The sequence below is a fragment of the Fischerella sp. genome (assembly GCF_013388695.1).
GTDB lineage: Bacteria > Cyanobacteriota > Cyanobacteriia > Cyanobacteriales > Nostocaceae > PCC9605.
The window spans coordinates 1-25,524 of the sequence record NZ_JACAEU010000141.1 but is presented as its reverse complement, the minus strand read 5'-3'; the positions used below and the strand labels follow the sequence as shown (position 1 = coordinate 25,524).

The following is a 25,524-nucleotide window of genomic DNA, read 5'->3' as shown; positions in this document are numbered from 1 at the left end:
TACTCTCCCACTCCTCCACTCCCCCGTCTCCCCACCTCCCTATCTTCTACATATCCCTTGCCACTCTGAGTTTCAAATCGCTACTTTTTTACGCAAAGCTGTACTTAGTACAACATTTCATAAATCCCTAGCGAATACTATTCTGAAATACTCTGCGAACCTCTGCGCTGACTCTGCGCCCCTCTGCGTTTAAAAACGCTACTTTTTTACGCAAAGACATACTTAAATTAATACAGCCTCTTCATTAAACATTCTGCGATCCGCCTGGATGCACCTGCTTTGCCCATCCGTCGCAGGCCATTTTCAGCAATAACGTGCAGTTCGTCTGGGTTGGCAAACAGCGATCGCACTACCTGTGGAACTTCATCGGGTTGTTCTACTAAAATTAAACTTGGCCCCAATAGACGACTCTGGGCTTCGGCAAACTTGGGATTGAATTGCGGCCCATTTCCAGGAATGGCAATCGCGGGTTTACCCAAACCCACAAATTGTTCTGTCGCTGTTCCCGCCATCGCGATCGCCAAATCTCCCAAATGCAAGCAGTCGTTATAAGCTCTTTGTGTCAGGATAAAATATGCATTTCTTTGCTTAAATACCAAAGCTTCAGAGTCAGGAATTTGAACCGGAGAGTTTGAGTGAGGATGCCAGCCGTGGGATTGGAGAATTTGGTGTATGCTGGCAAAATGTAAACTAGGGGCGATCGCACCTAAAAATACTAATGTTCCACGAGTGGGCGCTAGCCAATCTTGTTCTTGGAAAGAGGCCATCAATGCAGACACTGCAATCAAAATTTTCTGCCAGTTAGCATAGGCTTCTGGGGCACGAGAGCCAGGCAAGAGAGTTATAATCAGCGGTCTAGCTAATTCTTGCTGTTCGACATTGCTACTATAAAACCGTGCGGTGGGAAATGTTGGTTCCAAACCATCCATCATTGGGTTGCCCACATCAACAGCGGGAATAGGCCGCCTTTGCAATATCTTAGTCGTCAGAGAATCTCGGGGAAACACTGCCTTGCAGCGGCTACGACTCATTAGCCAACGTTCCCAAGGATGATAAACTGAACCGGAAAAATGTTCCAACCATGTGACTGTGTTTTTGCGTTTTAATAACCCCTTTTCATCTCGTACGTAGTATTCCGATCTCGCCGTGCCAACAAAGGCATAGTTAGTATTACTGAGCCAAGCAAACAATAACGGTACAATATCCCCTACAGCTAAAATGGCGCTGTTGTTGCCCAATTTTTGTTGAAACCTTACCCAGTGGCGTACAGTTTGAATTTGGTTGAAAGTAAGTTGCAATAAGCCCCCACGGAGATCGCGCATAAATTCGCGTCCATCCATGTAGATAAAACCACCAGAAGGCATGGTACGTACCGAACCAATCAGGGGAATTTCCAACTTTTGGTAAGCGTGTCCTTCACCTACTAAGGGCAAAGCAAAAATTTCTGGTGGATGAGGTTGCCATTGGAGTTCTTTTAAAATGCGAACTGCGATCGCATCCTCGCCGTGGCCATTGCTTAAAACCAACAGTCGCAGGCGAGAAGTTGTTTCTTTGATTTTAGAGGTTAGGGGTAAAGGAGATACATCACTCATATGGAAAAAATTATGAATTATGAATTATGAATTATGAATTATAAATTATGAAATTTTCAGCATTAAGATTCATAATTCTCACCCATTGCCCCAACCCTATTACCAAATTTTTGTATACGCAGTTCACGTCGAACTAGGTAGAAACAAAAGATCGTATTTTACTGTCTTTAAGAGCAAGAGGGATAAATGGCGTATAAATCCGTAAGGAAGTGGAGGGGACTGGTAGTTAGTATTATCCCCACAGCCTAACCTCAATACAAAAGGACAAACTAACTTCCAGTTTAATCAAACTAAGATATTATGCGAGTTTCTTCTGCTGCAATTTTTACTTTAGCTACTTTAGCCACTGGCAATGTGACTCAGCAAGCAACAGCTGCACCTGCTGATGCTTCCACTCAGACTCAAAAAACTGCCAACGTGGTAGTTCCAGTCACAGAAACAAAGCCTGTACAAGTAAGTGCGATCGCATCGCCTGAAATGCTAGTCACAGAACAATTCTCCCAGAAAACCTCTAGCGTGCAAAGTAGTGCCAGTAATAAATCTGTGGTGATAACTACGCAAAATAACACGGGGAATCAAATAGACGCGGGGACACTCCGACGCGGGGACGCGGGGACACAAACTGTAAACAATGACTTAGTTGTCACAGCTACAGATGTACAAATCGTTGGGGCAACACCAGAATTACAACAGATTGTTAGCAGTATCATTAAAACTCAAGTTGGCAGTGAAACTAGCCAAACGCAATTACAACGAGATGTAGCAGCAATTTTAGAAACTGGATTATTTGCCAATGCTAGCGTCAATAGCCGCAGCACCAATACAGGGTTAAATGTAGTGTATCAAGTGCAACCAGTGATGGTGCGGTCGCTGCAACTTTCTGGTGCGAAGGCACTCACTTATCAGCAAGCTTTGCAACCCTTCCAATCTCAAGTCGGAAAGCCAATCAGTCCTGCTGGTTTGCAGCAAGCAGTACAACAAATTAATCAGTGGTACGCAGACAATGGTTATAACGTGGCGCGGGTGTTGTCAATAAAACCGAGTCCCACAGGTATCTTAACTGTGAATGTGGCAGAAGGCGTAGTAGGCGATATAAAGTTTCGCTTCGTTAACGATAAAGGACAGGCGGTTGATGAGCAAGGTAAACCAATAGCGGGACGCACGAAAATAGATTTCCTGCAACAGCAGTTAAAACTCAAACCAGGTACGCTTTTTCAAGAAAATTTAGTCAAGCAAGACTTGCAGCAGCTGTATCAGCTAGGCTTGTTCGACAACGTGAATGTGGCATTAGAAGGAGATGCGTCAAAGCTGGATGTTATTTACCAACTTCAGGAAAAGGGTGCGCGTTCTGTAAATGTGGGAGGCAACTATAATGCCGATCAAGGTTTAGTGGGCAGCTTTACCTATCAAGACCAAAATGTTGGTGGCATTAACGATAGTTTAAGTACGAATCTCCAAGTGGGGGCGCGCGATCTACAGTTTGATAGTAAGTTTACCAGTCCCTATCGTGCTAGCAACCCCGATCGCCTCGGTTATAGTATCAATGCTTTCCGCCAACGAGGACTGTCAGATACTTTTGATGACGAAATTAAATTAGCGAATGGTGACAAAGTCCGGGAAGGTCAATTTGGAGGTGGTTTTAGTTTCCAGCGACCGATTGACGGTTGGGATACAAGCTTGGGATTCAATTATACCCGTACCAGCATCCGCGATCGCGATGGCAAAATTACCCCCTTTGATGCCCAAGGCAATCCCCTATCGTTTAGCAGTACTGGCATTGACGACCTAACAACTGTATCTTTCAGTGCTAGCAAAGATAGCCGGGATAATCTCGCCAATCCTACTCAAGGTTCTGTGCTGCGTTTGAGTACAGAACAATCAGTACCCCTCGGTCAGGGTGAAATTTCCATGAATCGCCTGCAAGCGAATTACAGTCAATTTGCGCCAGTTCAATTATTTAAATCTCAAAAACCACAGGTATTTGCCCTGAATGTCCAAGCCGGGACTGTGATTGGCGATTTGCCACCTTATGAAACTTTTAACTTGGGAGGGCCTAATTCTGTGCGCGGTTATGATTCTGGTCAGGTTGGCAGCGGTCGCAGTTATGTGTTGGCTTCAGCAGAATACCGCTTTCCAGTCTGGAACGCTTTTGGCGGTGTGGTGTTCGCTGATTTTGCCTCTGATTTAGGTTCTGGTGATACTGTATTAGGAGACCCAGCAGGAGTACGTGCTAAACCAGGCATTGGTTTTGGTTATGGAGCTGGTGTACGCTTTGATTCTCCCTTGGGCTTACTTCGGGCTGACTATGGGATTAACGACCAAGGTGAAAGCAAATTTCACTTTGGTGTTGGTCAGCGTTTTTAAATCCGCTACGCAGAGTCAACAGTCAAAAATCTGCTTTCATTGCCTGGTTTTTCCTGATTCGACTTGGTGTCTTAGTGTCTTAGTGGTTAAATAAAATCTATTTTTTCACCACAAAGACACCAAGACACAAAGAAAATTGATTGTTTAGGATTGCACCACCAAAGGGTTAGAGTCCAAATTATTGACTTTGGACTGTTGACTTCAGATTAGGATAATATTTAACCCTAATCTAAAAATGGATTGCCCAGACCCAATTGTCAAATCCCGAATCTAAAACACTATGCTAGCTGGTACACAATTGCAGGGTGGAAAGTATACGTTGGACCAAGAAATTGGTCGGGGTGGCTTTGGTATTACTTTCAAAGCGACTCATCACTACCTAAATCAGATAGTGGTGATTAAAACCCTAAATGAAAAGCTGCGACAACATCCTGATTTTGGCAAGTTTGAGCGCCAGTTTCAGGATGAGGCCAGACGCTTGGCTACATGTGTCCACCCCAATATTGTCCGAGTCAGCGACTTTTTTGTTGAAACTGGGTTGCCATACATGGTGATGGAATACATCCCGGGTGAAACTTTGGGAGAGGCATACGTTTTGCCAGGAATACCTTTGCCAGAAGCTACAGCAATTCATTACATCCGTCAAATTGGGGCAGCCTTACAGGTGGTGCATCAAAATGGTTTGCTGCACCGGGATGTGAAACCGGATAATATCATCCTCCGCCAGGGAACTCAGGAAGTAGTGCTGATAGATTTTGGCATTGCCCGTGAATTTAATAGTGGGGTGAGACAGACTCACACGGGCATGGTATCTGAAGGTTATTCCCCAATTGAACAGTATCTATCCCAAGCACCGCGCACACCTGCAACGGATGTTTACGGCTTAGCAGCAACACTGTATTCACTGTTGACAGGACAAGTACCCATGCCTGCACTCCTGCGCGATCGCGAACAAATGCCTGCGCCTCGTGAGTTGCAACCCCACTTGAGTGCTGCTGTTAATCAGGCTGTGATGCGCGGTATGGCAATTGAGGCAAAGTTCCGCCCGCAAACAGTGGCAGAGTGGCTGAAACTGCTACCAAGCGATGGCACAAATCCTTTGCCACTACCAGTAGTTACGCAAACAGTGCCAACCATTGATTTATCTGCCCAACAGCGTCAAGCTAACTCGCCCAAACCAAAGATTGCAAGTCAAAAGCAAAATTCATCACTGTTTGGGAATATCACTCCCATCGGTAATAAAGTGCGATCGTCCAAAGTATTACTTGGCGCGGGTGTAGCCTTTATTGCTGCCACAGCAGGTTTTGGTATTACTACCATGTTCAACAAGCCTCAGCAACCACCTCCAAAGCCTGTTTTTGAACAACCCAGTCAAGATACCTCTGCGGAAATACCATCTACAGACACACCTTCTCCTACACCTGCCGAGACTAACACCTCTTCACAGTCATCTGCATCCTCCAGACAGCGCAATCGCAATCGGCGTTCCTCACAATCAGAATCCTCAACTCGCAACACTACAGAAGAATCGCAAGACCGCCAATCCCCAGAACAAACTCCATCATCTGCTACACCCAACACATCTCCATCACCTTCTCTAGTAGAAAGACTGCGAGTTATCCGCGACTCTCGCCAAAAATCTCCTTCTCCATCCTCAGTCAATCAGCCAGCATCACCATCTTCTAGTAAAAGTTTTCCTTTACAAAATAAAATTTTTCCTTCACCGCAACCTACAAAAGAATCTAATTCTGTTGTTGTACCAGTATCGCCAGCAAATAGGGAATCACAGCGATCAAATTCCCCTGCTGTTGTAGTGCCAACACAGGAAGTGAACCAAAATTTTAACACTGAAGGTAAAGGTGAACAGAGACCACAAAACAAAGTTGAAGCAGATACAAATAATGTAGAAATGCCAGAATCTGTTGACATCTCCCCCTTTTAGAAAAAGGGAGATTCTATTGTGTATAATATTTTGATATTTTGCGCGATATACGTATCTGTTGCAAAAGTGCAAAAATTATACCGATTCAATAAATATTTGTAACAGATCCTGCTGTAGAAATGCGCTGTTTGAAGCGTCTCTACAATATCTATTTGTCGCATTCTTTTTTCAAATCGGTATTACTTTTGCAAGGAGTCTAATATCAAGTCCGGCTAATTCATGTTCATTAAAAACCCTCACCCCCTTACCCTCTGGGGGTGAGGGCAGATACGATAACTAATCAAACGGATTTGATATAAGCTGTGACCGTCGCTTTGCTCCAATTAAAAATTAAAAATTCAAAATTAAAAATGGGAATGTTAATTTTTAATTCTTAATTCTTAATTTTTAATTCCCGAAGGGCCTGCCCCTATCTCCCAAGCCAAGTGCCTGACTTCAAGCCCCAAAATTTATTTATGGGGATGTTAATTTTTAATTTTTAATTCTTAATTTTTAATTCCCCGAAGGGGCTGACCGGCTTGATGTTTTGATTGACGCGGAACAGGTTGGTTGGATCGTACTTATTCTTGATCGCTACCAGACGCTCGTAATTATCACGGTACGTCGCCTGAACGCGCTCTTGACCCTCCTCCATCATGAAATTCACGTACGCACCGCCACAAGTATAAGGATGCAGGGCGTTCCAATATTCCTTCGCCCAGGTAGTAATCTTTTCAGCGTTTGTCGGATCTGGATCGACACCAACTATAACCATCGACCAATTCGCCTCACGGAAGCTGAAAGCCGTATCTTTATTGCCAACTCGGTTGGCTGCACCGTCAATCGGAAACAGATGCATCGTTGACAGCAAGCTTGGCAGCTGCGAACCATATTTTAGATGTAGGGCGATCGCCTCGTCACTCAACTGGTTGACAAAATCGCCCTTCCAGTACCACTGCAACCCTGTCGGGTATAGGGAATCGAACATACTCTGCAAAGCAGGATAGGGCATTGGGCCAATGTGTTCAAAAGCTGGAGTAGCAAAATTGCGGATCGGTCGGAACGCTTCCTCTACTTTCTCCAATGCTCCGGTGTAGCACCAAACAATGCCGCACATTATCTTTGTATGCAGATGTTCTGGAAATGGTGGCCCCGGTGGTACTTTCAAAAAGGCAAAGAAGCCATACATATCTTCCTGCACTCCTTAGCTACTCTACATCTCGTTAGTTGAATGCCAATTCGTCATGTGTTGAGCGTGAGTCTTTAGGTAAGCTCCTGGTTGGAAGTGATGGTCGTAGAACTCTAAATCTAAGTGATGAGCCTGGAGATAAGTCAGAATAAACACACTGGGTACAGTGCCGGGGAATTTGCCGAAACGGTCATAGATGTATTGCGCCATGAGGGCGACACACTCCTTGAACTCTTCACTGTGAACCTCGGCACTTGTGCGTACCTTAGCAGTTTCTTTCCAAGGCCCGGGGGTGTCGGGGTGAAATGGCCCACCAGAACCAAATTTCCGCTTGGCAAAGGCTTCCACAGCTGCACGCATGTCGGGATAGTGGGGTGGACAAAAAGCCTCGAATACTCCTGGTAAACCTGTTGGGTTGGGGAGTGCCCAACGTTCGTCGGTGTCGTAGCGGAAACCTAAACCCGGTACATCCGGATCGCCACTTGCACCCAAGACAACGTGGCGATCCATACCATCAAACATCCAACCACCCAGCCCCATTGCTTGCAGCATCAGCATACCTGCATAGCAACAGGTTGAAAGCTCAGCGGTGCATTCCGTCAAGGAATACTGATCGATGAAGGTCATGGGGAAGGGTTCGTCTAAATTCACCAGATGTTTGAATTTTTCCAGTCCTGGAATCTGCTCTCGATTTACATCGTCATAAATGCAATAGCCGTTCTGCACCAAAAAGCAAAGGTTAGCAATCATATGCTGGGCAATATCGCCTACGGGAATAATCAGCAGACTTCCCGGACGATTAACACACCAAGTGTTGTGTCCTTCCATGTAGGGTTCAGCAGGTGGAATGTGCAGGCGACCCTCAGTTAGCTTGCGAATCCGTTGGCGATGAGCTGCCAAGAGAGCATCTAGATTGATGTCCTCGTCTGCTTGTCGCTCTACCAAAGCATGTGCATCGCGAGTCTCAAAGAAATAGACGCCATCGTCATTGGTAAAAAATATTTCACTGGTATGGAAACCTGCGGCTGAAGGAAAAGTACGCCCTCCCGCAGCAGCAGAGTAGTTCGACAGGTGCGGGGCGTATCTAGCATGGCGTGTAATCATGTAGTGCCATCCAGTATTACCCGCTGCTGCGGTCAGAACCATCATCTGCTCTAGTTCTGAAAGCGGTAAAGGCTGATGGCGAGATGTAAACGCCAATGGCCCATCCGGAATCGCAGCACCAAGAGAGAAGCGACGAGCACGTCTGCCAAATAACGCCTCTACTAGCGGGAATTCTAAAGCAGTCTTTAAACCGGGTAGATATGTTTTTGTATCCATATCTATACTTGCCTTTCAAATTTTGTTAAATTCAGGAATCAATAGAGAACTATCACAAAGTCAAAGACCAGCTTTTTAAAAGCTTTGCTGGTGGAATTTTTGGGTTGTGTTAATAGCGTTGATGGACAATACTGCTACTAACTATGAATCGACATAGCTAACTCTGTTTTTAATTGCTTGGCTTAATTCTTCATCTATCCTTGGGTAGATTTTAGTTGAAACCGGCATGATGTTTGCAATTGGCGATCGCTCACTTATTGACTTATTAAGTGGGGTGTTGCTAAATGCAGTCAAAAGGAAAATCTCCAGACAAAAAATGTATGGTCAAACACATGACAAATACCTGGAAGTAGAGTCACCCAATCAAAGCTTTGTAACTTATCGGAGGCGCTGGAGATATTTACGCAATAAAGACGAATATTTACATTTCTTTAAATTATTCTGGAAATATACAGTTCAGATTTCCACTCACATTACCTTATAAATAAGCAATTTTATCTTCAAAAGGTAGGGTCAATGTTCCACAAAAACGAAAGCTTAAAGAAAAAAAACATTGGGGGCATTCTTACTGCGGCTAGCTTAGTAATATTTTCAGGGGGATTAGTCAGTTGCAACTTTGGCTTCGGAAACCCAGCAGAAGAACGCCAAGAACAACAAGAGCAATCTGACGATGATGAAAACGAAGGCAGCTACAGGGATCAGCGGGAAGACAGTGAAGATGAGGACGACGATAAAGATTAACTGAAAGCTAAAGTCACATCTGATCTGAATTAAAACGGTTGAGAAAAATCATGTTTGGTTATTGGTGATTGGTAATAGGTAATTGGTAACTGTAGTTTTATTCCTCATTACCCATTACCTATTACTCATTGCCGACCGAGAGTTAATTCACATTAGGCATAAGTTTGAAATAAGAAGTATAATTGTTCATTTTTTACCAATCATGCAAATACAAAGTATTTCTAATACTCTCATCGATACCCTACGCCAGCGACGGCAACGGCTAGCCCAATTGATAGATTTTCCTGCAATTCTTTGGTCAGGAAATAGTTGTCCGCGCAACTTTCCGGCGAATCTCTTTCCCTACCGTGCTAGCAGTCATTTCTTATACTTTGCCGGACTACCTTTACCAAATTCAGCAATTCGCTTAGAAGCAGGCAAGCTGGAATTATTCATGGATGATCCCGCACCTGGTAGCGCTCTCTGGCATGGCGAAATGCCAAAGCGTGAAGAAATTGCCGCGCAAATTGGAGCAGACGCTGCTTACCCAAGGGCAAAATTAGAGTCACAACTAGAAGGAGTAGCAACAATTGCCGTCCAAGATCCAGCCACTTGGACGCAACAGTCACAACTATTGAATAGATGGGTATTACCGCAAAATCAGCTCCAAGGAATCGATTTAGAATTAGCCAAAGCAATTGTCGAGTTGCGTCTCACCCACGATGAAGGAGCATTAGCCGAATTGCGAAAAGCTGCTGCTGTTACTGTCGAGGTACACAAAACTGGTATGGCAGCAACACCTAGCGCCAAGATAGAGGCAGAAGTACGTGCGGCCATGGAAAAAGTCATCATCGCCCACAATATGACTACTTCCTACAACAGCATTGTTACCGTTCACGGCGAAGTTCTGCATAACGAGCAGTATCACCACTCCCTCCAACCAGGCGACTTACTGCTTGCTGATGTCGGCGCAGAAACAGAGATGGGTTGGGCGGCGGATGTTACTCGCACTTGGCCTGTTAATGGTAAGTTTTCATCTACCCAGCGGGATATTTATGATGTAGTGCTGGCTGCTCATGATGCTTGCATTGCTAAGATACATCCTGGTGTTGAGTATCGGGATATTCATCTATTGGCGTGTACAGTTATGGCTGAGGGCTTGGTGGATTTAGGCATTTTGCGAGGAAACGCTGAAGATTTGGTAGAAAGGGATGTCCATTCGCTGTTTTTCCCTCATGGCATTGGTCATCTGCTAGGCTTGGATGTGCATGATATGGAAGATTTGGGAGACTTAGCCGGATATGAACAGGGACGCAAAAGGAGCGATCGCTTTGGCTTGAGCTATTTACGTTTAAATCGTCCTTTGCGGACAGGAATGTTAGTAACAATTGAGCCTGGTTTTTATCAAGTACCAGCAATTTTAAATGATGTGAAATTGTGTTCAAGATATCAGTACACAGTCAATTGGGAGCGCCTATCTCAGTTTGGCGATGTACGTGGTATTCGTATTGAAGATGATGTTTTAGTAACAGAAGAAGGTAGCGAAGTTTTAACAGCTGCCTTACCCACTGATGCTAGTGGTGTAGAGGAATTGGTTAATGGTTAACTACTATCTACTAACCACTAACTACTAACTACTAACCAATGTACAGACGTGCCATGGCACGTCTCTACAACCACTAACTACTAACCACTAACTACTAACAATTTTTCTGAATTTGACTTTTAACCCAGTTGCGAAATTCCTTTACTAAATCCAAGTAATCTTTCTCACCTACCTGTTTTAAAAACCGCGAAATTTCTTGAATAGGCAAAGTAGGAAATGCCAAACTATTTTCAACTACTATATATTTTTGATTTTGTAGAATATTAATACTGAAAGAGTTACCATCATATCGCCAGATTTCCGGTACACCTATATCGGCATACACTTCCAAGCGGTCTTCAGAACTGCTGGTAATATCAATTTCGACTACTAAATCTGGCGGTGGATCTTGTTGTAAATCTATTCTCTTTTTACCTTTAACCACGTTAAGGTTTGCAATGTAAAAACATTCATCTGGTTCAGCACCACTCAATTCTGGACGTTTGAAAGTAGTTGAACCAAGGGGATAAATTCTAATATCTAGTTCCTCAGCTATAGTTTCGACAAATCGACCCATTGTCTTTTTATATATTTCATGTTCGGGTGAGGGAACCATAATTTCTAGATTGCCATGATTGTAAGTAAGCCGTAGGCGTCGATTTGTACTGAGTTCATTTAACAAAGCTTCATAAGTTTGCCAACTGATACCTGATAAGTGGATGATTTCTTCTGGTTGGATGAGAGTGCTGCTAGTCATAGCAATAATAAAGTTTTTGCAACAGTAAGGCTGAGGTTATTTGCAACCACCGATGCATACAAATGATTGATAGGTATACATTTGTGTAATATGCAGAAAACCACTTTTACAGGAGTCTATACCTGTAGTTTAATTTTATAAAATTTGCTCGTCTAACTATCCTCATTAGTTATTAGTCTTTGGTCATTCTTAGAAACTTTTGACAAAGAACTAATGGGTTAAATAACACGAAATCCCAATTCCTTCTAGATGTCGAATGAGCTTAATCAATTGAAACATTAGTCATTATCTACAAAAAAGCGATCGCCCTACTCATCCTCAAATATTGCCCCTCGTAGCTTTAACTCCAACTCCATCTCCGCAGAAAGTCCTTTATTCCAGCCAAATAGAGCATTCTCCACTTTTGCTCCTTTGAAATTTACACCACTCAAATCAGCATTTCTAAGGTCAGCATCTTGAAGATTAGCATTTTCAAAATCTGCATTTCTCAATTCTTGACTCTTATGTTTCTGATTTAAAATTTTCCAAACTAAAAGCCATTTGCTATCTAGTTTTGTTGCCTGATTAATTTTGACACACCTCAAATTAGCTCCACTCAGATTAGCTCCACTCAAGTTGGCACCCTCTAAGTTAGCACCTTCCAAATTAGCATCGCTAAGATTGGCATTATTCAGGTTTACGCCAACTAGCTGAGTATTATTTAAATTGGCATTCTTCAAGTTTGCATTCTTCAACTTGGCATTACTCAGTTGAGCATTCTTGAGAATTGCGCAGCTAAGATTAGCATCGTTTAACTTAGCACAGCTCATATAAGCACAGCTAAAATTAGTATTCGCCAGTTGGGCATTGCTCAAGTTGGCATTCCATAGATAAACACTACTGAGATTTGCACTAGTAAGATTTGCATTTATTAACTGGGCATCACTAAGGTTAGCACTGTGGAGATTAACACCCACTAGCTGAGCTTTGCTCAAGTTGGCACTACTTAGGTTGACATCTTGAAGATTTGCATTGCTGAGATTAGCACCTACTAACTGGGTACTGCTGAGATTAGCACCTACTAACTGAGTATTCCAAAGTAGGGCATTGCTGAGATTGGCATCACTAAGGTTGGCATCGCTAAGGTTGGCATCGCTGAGGTTGGCATTACTGAGGTTAGCACCATTGAGGTAGACACTGCCAAGATTAGCACCCATTAGCTGGGCACCGCTTAACTCAGCAAGAATTAAGCTGATATTGCTCAAGCCTTGCTCTCCTACTCTCTGATTGAGAACTTTTTGAAGAATACTCCTGCTCACATCAATTTTTTTTGCTTTGTTAATTTCTGCATTCCTCAGATTGCCATTTTTAAGGAGCGGATCGGGTGATAAATTGTGAGCAAGAGAAGTCGATCGCTCTTGAGACTCATTTTTTAACCACTTCTGTTGATTCCAAACGACGAATACAATTGCTAAGCAAAAACTCAAACCCAGCACCAATGCTGACGGTTTGACATTAGTCAGCAGTAGGATAACTATAAGAACTAAGCCAACCAAAGCCATTTGCCCTAATGATGAAATCAGTTTAACCTTGGCTTCTTCACAGAAATCAATCTTTTTACGGTTGGCTACAGTCATGCACAATCCTCCATTGCCCTTCCTAAAACTCTACTAAAATCAATCCAAAAGCGATCTGTTATGCGAACTGCAAAAATCAGCCCAAGTATAGAAGTTAAAACTTAACTATATATACTTAAGCAGGTATCAAATTTCACAACAAAAGCTTGATGTTCCAAGTAAACATCAAAAAAATAGAGAAGCTTTTGCTAATCAATTACTCGATTCAAAAATAGTTAGGGCGAGCTTGTTGACTCGGAAATTCCCTAAGTTATCAAAAATTAAGAGGTAGACTTACGTCCCTGATAATATAGTATCATTTTTTACCAATGTACCTGGAATCTTCCAGATGTCAATAGGCAAAATTTTCTTAAACTATTCAATTATGTATTATAAATAACTAATTTTTGCATATTTTACTGAAACTAAATATAGTTATATACCTTTGCTGCTTGGTAAAATGACTTAGGGTAAATTAAAATATGGATTAATATGGCAATCTCATTTTCTTCATATTATTTTCTCGCTTAAATAAATAAGCACATAAAAGTTAATTTCCGACTCAATTTTAAGCAGGAAATATAATATTTTTATATGATATAGTAGCTAAGTATACATTGAAAAACTAAGTGTCTTTCAGATAGTTTTTGATATTTTATAGATAAACTTGCTTTTTTCAGAAATATTCAAAAATCTATATTCAGCTAGTCAAAGACGGTAATCGCCATTGCGGCACGTAGTTATCCCGTCGCAACAGTCGGGATAAAAACTACTAAGCTGGTAAATAACGCCTTTATATTCTGCCAAAATTCTCATCTGTTACGAGAAGTTGCCCTAAGGGCGTCTACATATATACGTGTCTGATGACATTTTCGCTAGCTAATCACCTGTAACCAAATTAATTATCTATGTTCGATGCACTTGCTGACCGTTTAGAAGCTGCCTGGAAAAAACTGCGGGGACAGGATAAAATTTCCCAATCCAATATTCAAGATGCTTTGCGGGAAGTCCGCCGTGCCCTGTTGGAAGCAGATGCAAACCTCCAGGTAGTCAAAGAATTTATTAGCGAAATTGAAACTAAGGCACAAGGAGCCGAGGTAATCGCTGGCGTACGTCCTGACCAACAGTTCATCAAAATTGTTTACGATGAGTTGGTGCAGGTCATGGGGGAAACTAATGTACCCCTAGCGCAAGCCCAAGATCAACCCACGATTGTGTTAATGGCAGGTTTGCAGGGGACAGGAAAAACCACTGCTACTGCTAAGTTGGCTTTACATTTACGGAAATTAGAACGCAGCTGCTTGATGGTGGCAACAGATGTATATCGCCCAGCAGCTATTGAGCAACTCGTAACACTGGGTAAGCAAATCGAGGTACCAGTTTTTGAAATGGGAAGCGATGCCGATCCGGTGGAAATTGCGCGACAGGGTGTAGAGCGCGGCAGAGCAGAAGGTGTTGACACTGTAATTATTGACACTGCCGGTCGCCTGCAAATTGACGCAGAGATGATGGCGGAGTTAGCCCGCATCAAAGAAGCCGTTCAACCCCACGAAACTCTCTTGGTGGTGGACGCGATGACTGGTCAAGAAGCAGCAAATCTTACCCGTACCTTCCACGAACAGATTGGTATTACTGGTGCAATTCTCACCAAACTGGACGGTGATAGCCGTGGAGGGGCAGCACTGTCAGTGCGACGGATTTCGGGAGCGCCGATTAAGTTTGTTGGTGTTGGCGAGAAAGTTGAAGCCCTGCAACCGTTTTATCCCGATCGCATGGCATCGCGAATTTTGGGTATGGGCGATGTCCTTACCTTAGTAGAAAAAGCCCAGGAAGAAATTGACTTGGCTGATGCCGAGAAAATGCAAGAGAAAATCTTGACGGCGAAGTTCGACTTCACCGACTTTCTCAAGCAGCTACGCTTGTTGAAAAACATGGGTTCCCTAGGAGGCATCATCAAGATGATTCCAGGGATGAACAAGCTCACGAATGACCAGTTGCAGCAAGGCGAAACCCAGCTCAAGCGCTGCGAAGCGATGATTAATTCCATGACTCCAGCAGAACGCAAAAATCCAGATTTATTGGCTAGTTCGCCCAGTCGGCGACGGCGGATTGCTACTGGGAGCGGTTACAAAGAGGCGGATGTCAGTAAACTGGTAAGTGACTTCCAAAAAATGCGTACTCTTATGCAGCAAATGGGTCAAGGTAGCTTTCCTGGGATGCCGGGAATGTTTGGTGGTGGTATGGGTAGCCCCTACGCAGCAGCAGGAAATCGTCCCGCTCCTCCTGGATGGAGGGGTTATAGTGGCGGCACCGGTGCAAAAAAGAAGCCCAAGAAGGACAAAAAGAAGAAAGGTTTCGGTACGCTGTAGTCAATGGTCAATAGTCATTAGTCATTGGTCATTAGTTTTTGACCAAGGACTAATGACAAAGGACAAATGACTATTGACCAATAGCAGTTCAGCCTGTGTAAGTGCTAAAATTAGCATTTTAGCATTGCAAGTTGCGATCCTCTTGATCAAGAAGATCTGACACAAACTCAGGGACAGTTACTTGACTTGGCATAATGCCGTCGCGATTGTCCCTTCAGAAGCACCAAGTAAAGGTGGCTTCCACATTAACTAGCTGCAAACTCGTTGCTAACAATAGGAGAATAGTCTCTAAACCATGATTAAATTGCGCTTGAAGCGATACGGTAAAAAGCGGGAAGCGAGTTATCGCATAGTCGCTATCAACAGCCTCGCTCGCCGCGATGGTCGTCCCCTAGAGGAACTAGGATTTTACAATCCCAGAACTGATGAAGTGCGACTGGATGTTCCCGGCATCGTCAAGCGACTACAGCAAGGTGCTCAACCAACTGACACCGTGCGTCGCATTTTAGAAAAAGAAAATGTCTTTGAACAGGTCAGTGCAAAAGCCGCTTCCTAAGCTCGGAACAAAATCCCCAGCAGTAAGTCCTGACTACGTTGGGCTAGTACGGTTCTTGATCCAACCGTTTTTAGAATCGCCACAGTCCTTGAGCGTCGATTGTGAAATGTATCACACCCACAAGCGGGTTTGGATTCGCATCGCTTTTGATAGCACAGATAAAGGGAAAGTGTTTGGTCGGGGAGGACGCAACATCCAGGCGATTCGCACAGTCATTGCTGCTGCTGCTGATGCTGCTGGTCACTCAGTATACCTAGATATCTACGGCAGTAATGGTGTTGGTCGGGAGGGTGTTTCTTTTGATGAAGAGGGAGAAGAGCGATTACCGCCGCCCAAACCAAAAGAACGACGCGGTAACGGAAGCCGCCCTATTGTTAAATCCCGTTCACGCTAAGTTTAACAAAATCGGCGTAAGTCCCTAGCTATACAAATGTTAGGTGGGGAGAGACGCCGGACGACGACGAAAATACCCCTTTCAAGGGGTGTTTGAGGAGTCGTCAACCGCTGAACTTGGCAGCCTGTCAATCCAATCTTAAACTAATAGCGTCATTGTCTTCTCCTTGCTAGACGGGGTATTATTCGGTTGTTACTACAACCACAGTCCGCGAAAGCCAAGCGGCACGAACAAAAATCAATATCTGCCTGTGGAAAACGCGCGACTGCCAGTGGACGCTTTGTAAAAGCTTATACCGTAATCAGTACGGACTTCCACAGAAGGCAAAGCGGTTGAAACTGAAAGCCCCAACCAGCCCTTACGGGTATGGTTGCGGGTACTTTACTTGACTCAGATAATCTCTGTAAGGAGGTGAAACTAGGGAGTGGCTGAAGTCCGTTTGGGTGAAAATGAGTCTATTGACTCGGCACTAAGACGTTTTAAAAAGAAAATTCAAAAAGCTGGGATTTTATCCGAAGTCAAGCGCCGGGAAAGATATGAGAAACCCAGTCTGCGCCGCAAGCGCAAAGCGGAAAGCGTACGTAAAGGCGGTCGCTTCTAAATGAGGAAAATATCTTTGGTTAAAGTAATTAACCAAAGCCATGTGTGCAACTCAGGGTTTGAAAGCAGTTGTAAAACAAACCTAGCAAAGTAGAGACGTGTAAGCTTTGCTTCGATCTAAGAGGCTGCTCGCGCCTCTACATTTTTATCCGTAATTATTATCTCAGAGGTTATCTGGAAAATTTTACATCAAACACTATGGCAGATGCCTTGAAAATTGAACTGCCGAATATCACAAGCGCGATCGCTCTGGCAGGACAAAGGGAAGAAAATCTTAAAATCCTCTCCAGGCAGACAGGAGCTACACTAGTACTGCGTGGACAAGAATTACACATTTCCGGTACGGTAAAACAAATTGACTTGGCTTGTCGATTAGTGCGATCGCTCGAAGACCTCTGGAGCAAAGGTAATATCGTCTCTAGCGCTGATATTCTCACAGCCCGCCAAGCCCTCGATACTCATCGGGAAGATGAATTGCAAGACTTGCAGCGAGATGTCCTCGCCAAAACTCGCCGAGGCGAAGAAGTCCGCGCCAAAACTTTTCGGCAAAAACAGTATATCCAAGCTCTACGCAAGCAAGACATGATTTTTTGTGTCGGGCCTGCTGGAACTGGCAAAACTTTCTTGGCGGTAGTTGTAGCCGTACAGGCACTCCTGGCTAATCAATATGAAAAGCTGATTTTAACTCGTCCTGCGGTTGAAGCAGGTGAAAGACTCGGTTTTTTGCCAGGAGACTTGCAACAGAAAGTTAATCCCTATCTTCGTCCTCTCTACGATGCCATTAATGAATTCATCGATCCAGAAAAAGTACCATCATTGATGGAAAGAGGTGTGATTGAAGTTGCTCCTTTAGCTTACATGCGGGGACGTACGCTGAATAACGCTTTTGTGATTGTGGATGAAGCCCAAAATACGACACCATCCCAGATGAAAATGGTCTTAACTCGCTTGGGTTTCAATTCTCGCATGGTAGTAACGGGTGATATGACCCAAACTGATTTGGCATCACACCAAGAATCTGGATTAGCAGTAGCCATACAGATTTTAAAACACGTTGAAGGAATTACTTTTTGCGAATTCACTCAAAAAGATGTCGTGCGCCATCCCCTAGTTCAGCGTATTGTTAATGCATATGAACAATATGAAAAATAGTGATTGGTTAGTGGTTGGGAGTTAGTAGTTAGTAGTAAAAATACCAACTACTAACTACTAACTACTAACTAATGACAAATGACAAATGACAAAGGACAAAGGACAAATGACCAAAACATTAAAAGAATTTTTGGAAGCTTGCGAAACTTTAGGAACTTTGCGTTTGATTGTGACTAGCAGCGCTGCTGTATTAGAAGCACGCGGTAAGGTGGAAAAGCTGTTTTATGCGGAATTGCCTAAAGGTAAATACGCAAATATGCACACGGAAGGTTTTGAATTTCACTTGAATATGGACAAAATAACTCAGGTGAAATTTGAAACGGGTGAAGCAAAGCGAGGTAACTTTACCACCTATGCCATCCGGTTTTTGGATGATAAACAGGAGTCAGCTTTAAGTTTGTTTTTACAGTGGGGTAAGCCGGGTGAATATGAACCTGGACAAGTAGAGGCTTGGCGCACTCTGCGGGATAAATATGGAGAAATTTGGCAGCCTGCACCTTTGGCAGAAATTGTTTAATGGTTGGTAGTTAGTGGTTAGTAGTTAGTAGTAAGGGACAAAAGACAACCAAAAACTAACAACTAACTACTCACTTATCTAAACTGGTAAACTCAAATACATCATAATCGCTTACGTACAGTAGCGATCGCGCTAATTTTATGTGTAATAAATATTATTAATATAGCAATGCGATTTGATTTGGAGAACTTACTCGTGAATTTGATTTGAATCGCGGTAGTGCAGGGTATGCGGAGAATGCACCCTGTAATCAATTTTTGCTAAACGCAGACAGGAGTTTGTTTCAACGCGCCAAATCATTTAAATCAATGGCATGTACGATGTGGAGGAGTTCACATAGAGCGTGCACCGGTAGCAATTAAGCGTCTAAACAAACCTTGAGTCCAACCAGTTTCTCCAAGAACAGCATCTGAAGATACCTCTACGTAAGCTTGCTCAATAAAAGCCAAGTCAATCATGCAGATGCGACTGAGAGCATCTTTGAGAGCTTGGCTTTTACCATCTACTTGTAGGCGCTTTTCTACTTGATGGATCACCGTCGCCATTGCTGGAACAACATGCTGAGGCCCAATGCCAATGCGGACGTGAACTAAACCGATTTTCCAACGGCGATCGGCGTAGGCTTGTCCCCAGTCATCCATACCTGTGAACATTTCGTGGAACCATTGAATAAAGGTTTCCCGCAGGCGATGTATACGCCCGTTTCCGTCATTCAAAATAGCATTCATTTCTGCATCACGTCCCAGGTATGCATAAAAGTGGTCAGCCATCTCTGGAGCAATTTGTAAACCCCAATCTGCTTGAGATTTCAGTATGGCTTTGTCTTCATCTGTCAAGCACACACGCTTTTCCAGTGTGGACATAAAAGCAACTGTGTCTAAAATCATAATTAGCTTCTCCACAAGATGAACTAAAACAAAACATCGAGATTATGGTCAGGCAGTTTTTGAGAACTCATGAAATTTTTACGTTAAATTTCGGTTAAGCTTGAGTAATCTTAATACGCCTGAATTGGAATTTGACAGGGAAAATATGTAAAACCAACGATCCAGAAATCTGTGTAGAGACTGTTTTTATCTCCACTCAAGCTAACAGAGGTGAAATTCTAGAAACAGCGCGCTTAATTTCTAGAAACAGTAAGCCTTGTTTGACTTCCGCACTAGCGAGTACCAATAAAACTGCATCGGCACCACAGCCAACTAACACCCCATAGCCTTTCTCTCCTTCAACAACGATACGCTCTACATTACCGCGAGCCAGTTCACGACCGATGCGTTCGCCCAGTGACAGCATAGATGCAGACATGGCGGCTGTACGTTCTTCATCCATTCCACCCGGCAACACAGAGGCTAAAGCCAAGCCATCCGGACTAACTAAAGCTGCACCTTGAACCTCTGAGGTTCCTGACACAAAGTTTTGCAGTTCGTCTTGCAGCATCGAGACATTAATCACGAATTTTTCCTCCACAATTGTTAATACAGATGTTTGAGTTGTCTTAGCAGTTGTTAGTAACTGTGAATTTACCGTAACTACTGGTAAAGATTGTGCCGAATTTTCCGCAATCGGCGGTACGGGTAAATGTGTTGTATGTGACAAATTTGATGTTTTTTCTGGTACAGGATATTTCTGAAATATCCCAGTCAAGAATTTGAGAAGATAGCCCAGAGGCATAGTGGTTAAACAGCAAGATATAACAGTGTAATGGCCATCACATCTTATACGGTCATAAACTGACTCCAAGACTTGAGACAAATCAATAAAGGTAACAAGGAAAATTCAGAATAACAGGATAAAAATTAAAGTTCTACGTGTTTTTTATTTGACAACTAGCATAAGAGTTTTTGTCAAACAAGATAACTCTAGTTATTCGGTGAAATATTGGTAATATCTGGCAAATTCTTCAACCAACGCAATTAGACTTTCTTTTACGGAAGCAGACTCAGTAGCATTTACAGACATCATCGGTGGTTTGGTACTTTCCTCTGATAGTCCCAAAGCCAGTGCTACATCTTCTATCTGCCAAGCATCAGGGCAATCAGTATGAGTTAGCCCAATTAGATACGGTATTTTAACTCGATGCTTCATGAACTGAAGAATTTTCCGACCATAGCGCACTTGTTCCGGACGGTGTGCATCTATCAGCAAAATATAGGCATGGGCTTTTTGAATTAATATGTCCCACATAAAATCAAATCGCATCTGTCCGGGCGTACCATAAAGGTGTAGTGATTGATTTGGTGCAATTGTCAACCGACCAAAGTCCAATGCAACTGTGGTTTTCTCTTTCAAAAGTGCAATTTCATCAGTTGCTTTTCTATCAGTATCTACCGTTTCGATTTCACTGATAGTACGAATGAAGCTTGTTTTGCCTGCGCCTACGCCGCCAGTAACTACAATGCGTAGGATTTCCATCAATTATTACTCCTTAAAAACCCAACTAAATTTTGCAATAATGAAGTACTTATTTTGGATCTTTCTAGTTCTTGAGATTTTTCTTTACCAAAACCAGATGAATTTACCATCTTTAAATCTAGAGGGTAATTATTTAGTTCTAGGGTAGATGTCACTGGAGAAATTTCTTCTATTAAACAAGCTAACATCAGCCGAAAAGCTGCTTGCTGAACTAAAGCTATAGGCTGATGGAGTTGATGTGCGATCGCGCTGAGAGGAACACTACCATTGGCAAATTCCCAGACTTGCCATTCCAAAGCATGTAGACGAATTTGTGGTTTGCTTTGGCTAATGCTACGTATAGCAGAATTCACATCCGGGAGTGCATCAGCCAAGGCTTCCCAGTTTTTTAGAGTTCTTAAAGCCATCAGACTGACTTCTATTGCCCTCAAACTTAATCCTGTCATTTCTTTCCCAAGCAGGGGTGCTTTGCTATCAAGTTTAAATACACCTTTTTGAATTTCAAATAATTGTCGAATCTGGTGTAGTTGGCTAGCAAATAATAAGTTTAATTGCTCAGTATTTAGCACTCCTTGCGTTTTTAAATACAAACCAAAGGGTGTTGCTGTTGGCAGGAACTGACTATACTTTTCTAAAACTTGCTGATTTGCCCAACCTCGTTGCGTAATTTTATAGATTAAACCCTGACCATTTAAGCGATTTGCCGCCGCAACTACACACCCCTGTCGAAACCAAATGTAATAATACTGCGATTTAGAACTAGGAGCATTAATATCTGGTAAAGTACACACTGTTAAACAACCAGACTTTCTTCCTTGGTCAATCAGTTGAAACAATTCAGCTAAAGAAAAATTAGTAAAAGAACTCGATAGGCTCATTAGTTCATCTATTAATCATAAACACACCAATCAATCAGATGACACCCTAATAACTAATAAAATATTTCAGTCATTTAAAACTGAATACTCTGACAAAAAGCGTTTAGCCTAAAGCTTTTAGCTTAATAGAAGCCCGCAAGGTAGCTTCAGATACGATACTTTAATTTGGGAAATGATTCATGACATCCCATCCTAACAACCTTGTACTACCATTCAAGATTTACACTTGCTTTTTTCAAAATAATTTACGCTTTAACTACCACAGCATTAAAAGCATAAATAAAGATTTCAGTTATTAGAATAAGTAATTTTACTAATGAAATCATTTTATTTTGGTATTTTTTAAGTAATAACACTAGAACTTATATTTAGCAAGTATGATTAATTACTTTTATTTCAAGTACGATCTTAGTTTTAATTATGGTAACTAATCTAACAGTTAGCAAAAAAGCAGTTATTGACATCACTTGAGGCGAAAAACCCAGAAAATACATAGCTTTAAGGAAGTTATGAGTATTTTTGTATATTGAACCTGTTTAAGCAGGAAAATGAATTTTGAAGATTACTTTGCTTTCAGTCTTTTTAAAGAAGGTTAGTGTTTTTGTTGAGTTTATTACTGTAAGAGTTAAATTTAGTAACAAAAAAGCAACACAATTTCTAAAGTGCGTGAGCTTTTAATCAAATAAAGTTTACATTTTGAAAAAAATACTGCTTAATACTTGTCTATGAAGCTAATTTGCAGTTTTTGCTTGATTGTTTTATTCCTGCTGTGGAGTACAGAAGCAATGGCGGGAGAATTGGCTGAGCGTTTAGATAATTTTCCTGAGTGGAAAAAAATAACCTTAGCGCAACCAGCTATAGGAGATTTAGCTTATCCTGACTGGATGGCGGGTAATTGGCAGGTTGTAAGCACGCTTGTGGATTTGGTTGCTCCTTTGGCTCCTGAGATTGTCACACCTGGATTTGAGGGTAATCGTCAATATCTTAACCAGCCTCTTAGCTTTCAGGTGCAGTTTGTGGAGGAGAAAAAGCCTGTTTCTGGGTTAAAAATAAACTCTCGCCAAGATACCAAACCAACAATAGTAGCGGATAGAGCGTTTAATGGCTTAAATTTGGCACGTGCCTATTTAGGTGACACAGATGTATTATCAGTCAAAGTAGATCCAGATTCTCCCAATCGTCAGATTACCTTACTACGTCATGAACGCCAACTAGTTTCTATTGTTTCTGCACGCGCTACAGAAACTACATCTGATGGTAAATTTATTGCTACAGAAGTTTTTCAACAACTATTTAAAGGTGGTGGGCGTGCTTATTTTAATACAGTAGAGTCTACAACCGCCTACCGCAAATTATCTACACCTAATCCAGCCATAGAAGCAGATCAAGTCACTGCTGTCTACCTTTCACCACAAGATCCAGATTACTTTAAAGCTGGCTCTCATCCAGTTGCTCTTTATCGATATCGCTTGGAATTTTTTCCTATTAGTCAAGAGTCAAGAGTCAAGAGTCAATAGTTAGTGGTTAGTAGTTAGTGGTTGGTTGTTGGTTGCTAATTATTTCCAATTCCCAATGCCCAATGCCCAATGCCCAATTCCCGATGCCCACTCTCCTCATCTCCCCATTACCTCTTCCCAAAGGATGATTTGCTTGTTTGCCTCTTGACTGCAATGTAGTATAGATGTAGTATAATACTTCCGGAGCTACAGGCTCATGCTCTTGGACAGTGTGCATCATGGCAAACTTTCGAGATATTCTCAATTACTTTCGTCCTTACTGGGGGCTGAGTATCTTTAGTATTGCAGCAACCAGTTTTTACGAGATTATCGATTTGATTGTACCTTATGCGATCGGGCAAATTTTGAATATTTTGTCTGGTCAACCGTTAGACAAACCACTTGCAGGAGCGATCGCCACAATCGCAGACATTATTAATTACCCAGTGAATAAGCTTCTCTCTTTAGGAGTATTGCTGGGTTTGATTTTTCTTGTCACGGTGGTAAGAGCGCCAACACAACCTTGGTTAACTAGTTGGTTTCACTGGGATATTGCCTTAAGGGCACGTCGAGATCAGCATGAAAAAGCGATTGAGAAAATTCTGACCCTACCACTGGAATTTTATGACGAAAATAACCCTGGACGGATTGCCGGACGAATAGCTAGAGGAGTTGCCAACCACACTTGGACTTATCCTGAAATAGCCGGACAAATGATTCCTAAACTGTTCCGGGTGTTGGGAATTTTTGTGTTTATCTGGTTTGTAGAGTGGCGGATAGCAATTTTATATCTGATTTCCTTTGTCGTTATCCTTGGCTTTACCTTGAAAAAGTTAAAGCGGCTTATTTGGCACGATAACCGCTTGGATAAATACTCGGAAAACACTGAAAGCCGTACTTCTGAAATCATCAGCAACATCAAAACAGTCAAAGCATTTGCGACAGAAGCAAAAGAATTGCAGCGGCAAAAAGTACGTTTGGGACGGGAACTAACCGTAGTGGATTATCGCATCCACAAAGGTTATGTCAAGCTGCAAACCTGGCAAAGAACTGTAGTTCAGTTTTGCGTGTTTGCAATTTTGGGTTTGACGCTAGTGGCGACAATCAATGGGAGGATTTCTCTTGGTCACTTTATCATGACGTTAACTCTTTCCAGTATGGCTTATGCCGAGTTGGAGCCTATCGGCGTCCTAGCGGAGATTTTTGCCCGTCGCTACAGTTCAATGGTGCGGTTCCACGAATTTCTCAAAGAACGATCTGGAGTTGATTCAGTTGGTCTTTTGGAAGAAAGACAACAGCCAGAATCTCCTTATAAATTTACAGGAAAGGTAGAATTTTCGCACATTGGTTTTGGCTACGAACCGAAGCGTCAAGTTCTACATGATATCAATCTCTTGATTGAACCATATCAAACAGTGGCGCTAGTTGGGCGATCGGGTTCGGGTAAATCTACCTTAGTAAAGCTGCTGTTGCGATATTTTGAACCTAATGAAGGTCAAATTCTCATTGATGGTCAAGATATTCGCACTCTGGATGTGGGAGGTTATCGACGCAGGCTGGCAATAGTTCACCAAGAAGTAGATGTTTTTAACGGTACTGTCTTGGATAATCTCAAGTATGGCAGACCAGATGCCACCTTTGAGCAAGTTGAAGAAGCTTGTAGAATCGCCAGACTTGATGAAGTCGTCCAGCATCTACCTAAAGGTTACTACACAGTAGTAGGAGAGAGGGGTGTAAGGTTGTCTGGTGGACAGAGACAACGCTTGGGAATTGCTAGGGCGTTGCTAGTTGAACCAGACGTGCTGATTTTTGACGAAGCTACTTCTAGCCTAGACTACGAATCTGAGCGTTCAATTCAACTGGCAATGCGATCGCTCCAAGGAACCCGCACTACAATTGTGATTGCTCACCGCCTGAGTACAGTCCGGGAAGCAGACAAAATTGTGGTTCTAGATCAAGGCAAAGTTGTAGAAGTCGGTAATCACGAAGAACTTTTGCGTAGTGAGGGAATTTACCATCGCTTGCACGCGCTGCAAGAGACTGGGGAATTGTTAAGTTAGTGGTTGGTGGTTAGTGGTTGGTGGTTAGTGGTTAGTGGTTAGTGGTT

23 protein-coding genes are annotated in these 25,524 nt (G+C 42.7%); 13 read left to right on the top strand and 10 right to left on the bottom strand.

The window, feature by feature from the left end:
* Positions 1-227: 227 nt before the first annotated feature.
* Positions 228-1,592 carry a lipid-A-disaccharide synthase-related protein gene (locus HXY43_RS19145; protein ID WP_290886136.1) on the bottom strand — a complete coding sequence of 455 codons (1,365 nt, stop codon included), beginning with the start codon at positions 1,590-1,592 and terminating at the stop codon, positions 228-230.
* Between the two features lie 300 nt (positions 1,593-1,892).
* Between HXY43_RS19145 and HXY43_RS19140 the strand changes: the two genes are divergently transcribed.
* Together HXY43_RS19140 and HXY43_RS19135 are read left to right on the top strand one after the other, a co-directional pair.
* On the top strand, positions 1,893-3,956 hold the full coding sequence (locus tag HXY43_RS19140) for a BamA/TamA family outer membrane protein (RefSeq protein WP_290886132.1): 2,064 nt from the start codon (positions 1,893-1,895) through the stop codon (positions 3,954-3,956).
* 280 nt (positions 3,957-4,236) lie between these two features.
* A complete protein-coding gene (locus tag HXY43_RS19135; RefSeq protein WP_290886129.1) occupies positions 4,237-5,898 on the top strand; it encodes a serine/threonine protein kinase in 1,662 nt (553 codons plus the stop codon).
* A 478-nt stretch (positions 5,899-6,376) separates the two neighbouring features.
* Here HXY43_RS19135 and HXY43_RS19130 read toward each other — a convergent pair whose 3' ends face one another.
* On the bottom strand, positions 6,377-7,078 hold the full coding sequence (locus HXY43_RS19130; protein ID WP_290886126.1) for a BBE domain-containing protein: 702 nt from the start codon (positions 7,076-7,078) through the stop codon (positions 6,377-6,379).
* A 12-nt stretch (positions 7,079-7,090) separates the two neighbouring features.
* Entirely contained in the window at positions 7,091-8,386 is a 1,296-nt protein-coding gene (locus tag HXY43_RS19125) for a hypothetical protein (protein ID WP_290886124.1), read from the bottom strand.
* A gap of 226 nt (positions 8,387-8,612) precedes the next feature.
* Here HXY43_RS19125 and HXY43_RS19120 point away from each other — a divergent pair, with 226 nt between their 5' ends.
* The 3 genes from HXY43_RS19120 (at position 8,613) to HXY43_RS19110 (ending at position 10,712) form a co-directional block, all read left to right on the top strand.
* Positions 8,613-8,870, top strand: a complete 258-nt coding sequence (locus HXY43_RS19120; RefSeq protein ID WP_290886123.1) for a hypothetical protein — start codon at positions 8,613-8,615, stop codon at positions 8,868-8,870.
* A gap of 32 nt (positions 8,871-8,902) precedes the next feature.
* Positions 8,903-9,127 (top strand): hypothetical protein, encoded by a 225-nt coding sequence (locus HXY43_RS19115; RefSeq protein WP_290886121.1) that lies wholly within the window; start codon positions 8,903-8,905, stop codon positions 9,125-9,127.
* Between the two features lie 202 nt (positions 9,128-9,329).
* A complete protein-coding gene (locus tag HXY43_RS19110; RefSeq protein ID WP_290886119.1) occupies positions 9,330-10,712 on the top strand; it encodes an aminopeptidase P family protein in 1,383 nt (460 codons plus the stop codon).
* 94 nt (positions 10,713-10,806) lie between these two features.
* On the opposite strand, the gene HXY43_RS19105 is transcribed toward HXY43_RS19110, so the two are convergent.
* Together HXY43_RS19105 and HXY43_RS19100 are read right to left on the bottom strand one after the other, a co-directional pair.
* On the bottom strand, positions 10,807-11,448 hold the full coding sequence (locus tag HXY43_RS19105; RefSeq protein WP_290886117.1) for a Uma2 family endonuclease: 642 nt from the start codon (positions 11,446-11,448) through the stop codon (positions 10,807-10,809).
* 308 nt (positions 11,449-11,756) lie between these two features.
* Positions 11,757-13,064 (bottom strand): pentapeptide repeat-containing protein, encoded by a 1,308-nt coding sequence (locus tag HXY43_RS19100; RefSeq protein ID WP_290886115.1) that lies wholly within the window; start codon positions 13,062-13,064, stop codon positions 11,757-11,759.
* 887 nt (positions 13,065-13,951) lie between these two features.
* On the opposite strand from HXY43_RS19100, the gene ffh reads away from it, so the two are divergent.
* From ffh to HXY43_RS19070, 6 genes are all read left to right on the top strand, one after another.
* Positions 13,952-15,412 carry a signal recognition particle protein gene (gene ffh, locus HXY43_RS19095; protein WP_290886111.1) on the top strand — a complete coding sequence of 487 codons (1,461 nt, stop codon included), beginning with the start codon at positions 13,952-13,954 and terminating at the stop codon, positions 15,410-15,412.
* A gap of 295 nt (positions 15,413-15,707) precedes the next feature.
* Complete coding sequence (gene rpsP / locus HXY43_RS19090) at positions 15,708-15,968, top strand: 30S ribosomal protein S16 (RefSeq protein WP_026736754.1); 261 nt, start codon at positions 15,708-15,710, stop codon at positions 15,966-15,968.
* Positions 15,931-16,362: a KH domain-containing protein gene (locus HXY43_RS19085; RefSeq protein ID WP_290886107.1), complete on the top strand. Its 432-nt coding sequence runs from the start codon at positions 15,931-15,933 to the stop codon at positions 16,360-16,362. Before rpsP ends, HXY43_RS19085 begins: the two co-directional genes overlap by 38 nt.
* Positions 16,363-16,786: 424 nt before the next feature.
* Positions 16,787-16,963, top strand: a complete 177-nt coding sequence (rpsU, locus tag HXY43_RS19080; protein WP_290886105.1) for a 30S ribosomal protein S21 — start codon at positions 16,787-16,789, stop codon at positions 16,961-16,963.
* Between the two features lie 197 nt (positions 16,964-17,160).
* Positions 17,161-18,114, top strand: a complete 954-nt coding sequence (locus HXY43_RS19075) for a PhoH family protein (protein ID WP_026736751.1) — start codon at positions 17,161-17,163, stop codon at positions 18,112-18,114.
* A gap of 106 nt (positions 18,115-18,220) precedes the next feature.
* Entirely contained in the window at positions 18,221-18,631 is a 411-nt protein-coding gene (locus HXY43_RS19070; RefSeq protein WP_290886155.1) for a ChuX/HutX family heme-like substrate-binding protein, read from the top strand.
* Between the two features lie 332 nt (positions 18,632-18,963).
* Here the strand turns inward: HXY43_RS19070 and HXY43_RS19065 are convergent, their stop codons facing one another.
* The 4 genes from HXY43_RS19065 to HXY43_RS19050 form a co-directional block, all read right to left on the bottom strand.
* Positions 18,964-19,518, bottom strand: coding sequence for a protoglobin domain-containing protein (locus HXY43_RS19065; protein WP_290886100.1), 555 nt, complete (start codon positions 19,516-19,518; stop codon positions 18,964-18,966).
* Positions 19,519-19,714: 196 nt separating this feature from the next.
* Entirely contained in the window at positions 19,715-20,302 is a 588-nt protein-coding gene (locus HXY43_RS19060) for a roadblock/LC7 domain-containing protein (protein ID WP_290886097.1), read from the bottom strand.
* A 192-nt stretch (positions 20,303-20,494) separates the two neighbouring features.
* On the bottom strand, positions 20,495-21,043 hold the full coding sequence (locus HXY43_RS19055) for an ATP/GTP-binding protein (RefSeq protein ID WP_026736460.1): 549 nt from the start codon (positions 21,041-21,043) through the stop codon (positions 20,495-20,497).
* Positions 21,043-21,921: a DUF4388 domain-containing protein gene (locus HXY43_RS19050; RefSeq protein WP_290886093.1), complete on the bottom strand. Its 879-nt coding sequence runs from the start codon at positions 21,919-21,921 to the stop codon at positions 21,043-21,045. The genes HXY43_RS19055 and HXY43_RS19050 overlap by 1 nt, the downstream gene beginning before the upstream one ends.
* A gap of 725 nt (positions 21,922-22,646) precedes the next feature.
* On the opposite strand from HXY43_RS19050, the gene HXY43_RS19045 reads away from it, so the two are divergent.
* A complete protein-coding gene (locus tag HXY43_RS19045) occupies positions 22,647-23,438 on the top strand; it encodes a DUF6816 family protein (RefSeq protein WP_290886090.1) in 792 nt (263 codons plus the stop codon).
* 7 nt (positions 23,439-23,445) lie between these two features.
* Here HXY43_RS19045 and HXY43_RS19040 read toward each other — a convergent pair whose 3' ends face one another.
* Positions 23,446-23,658, bottom strand: coding sequence for a hypothetical protein (locus tag HXY43_RS19040; protein ID WP_290886087.1), 213 nt, complete (start codon positions 23,656-23,658; stop codon positions 23,446-23,448).
* On the opposite strand from HXY43_RS19040, the gene HXY43_RS19035 reads away from it, so the two are divergent.
* Positions 23,657-25,477 (top strand): ABC transporter ATP-binding protein, encoded by a 1,821-nt coding sequence (locus tag HXY43_RS19035; RefSeq protein ID WP_290886084.1) that lies wholly within the window; start codon positions 23,657-23,659, stop codon positions 25,475-25,477. The genes HXY43_RS19040 and HXY43_RS19035 overlap by 2 nt on opposite strands.
* The last annotated feature ends 47 nt before the right edge of the window (positions 25,478-25,524 follow it).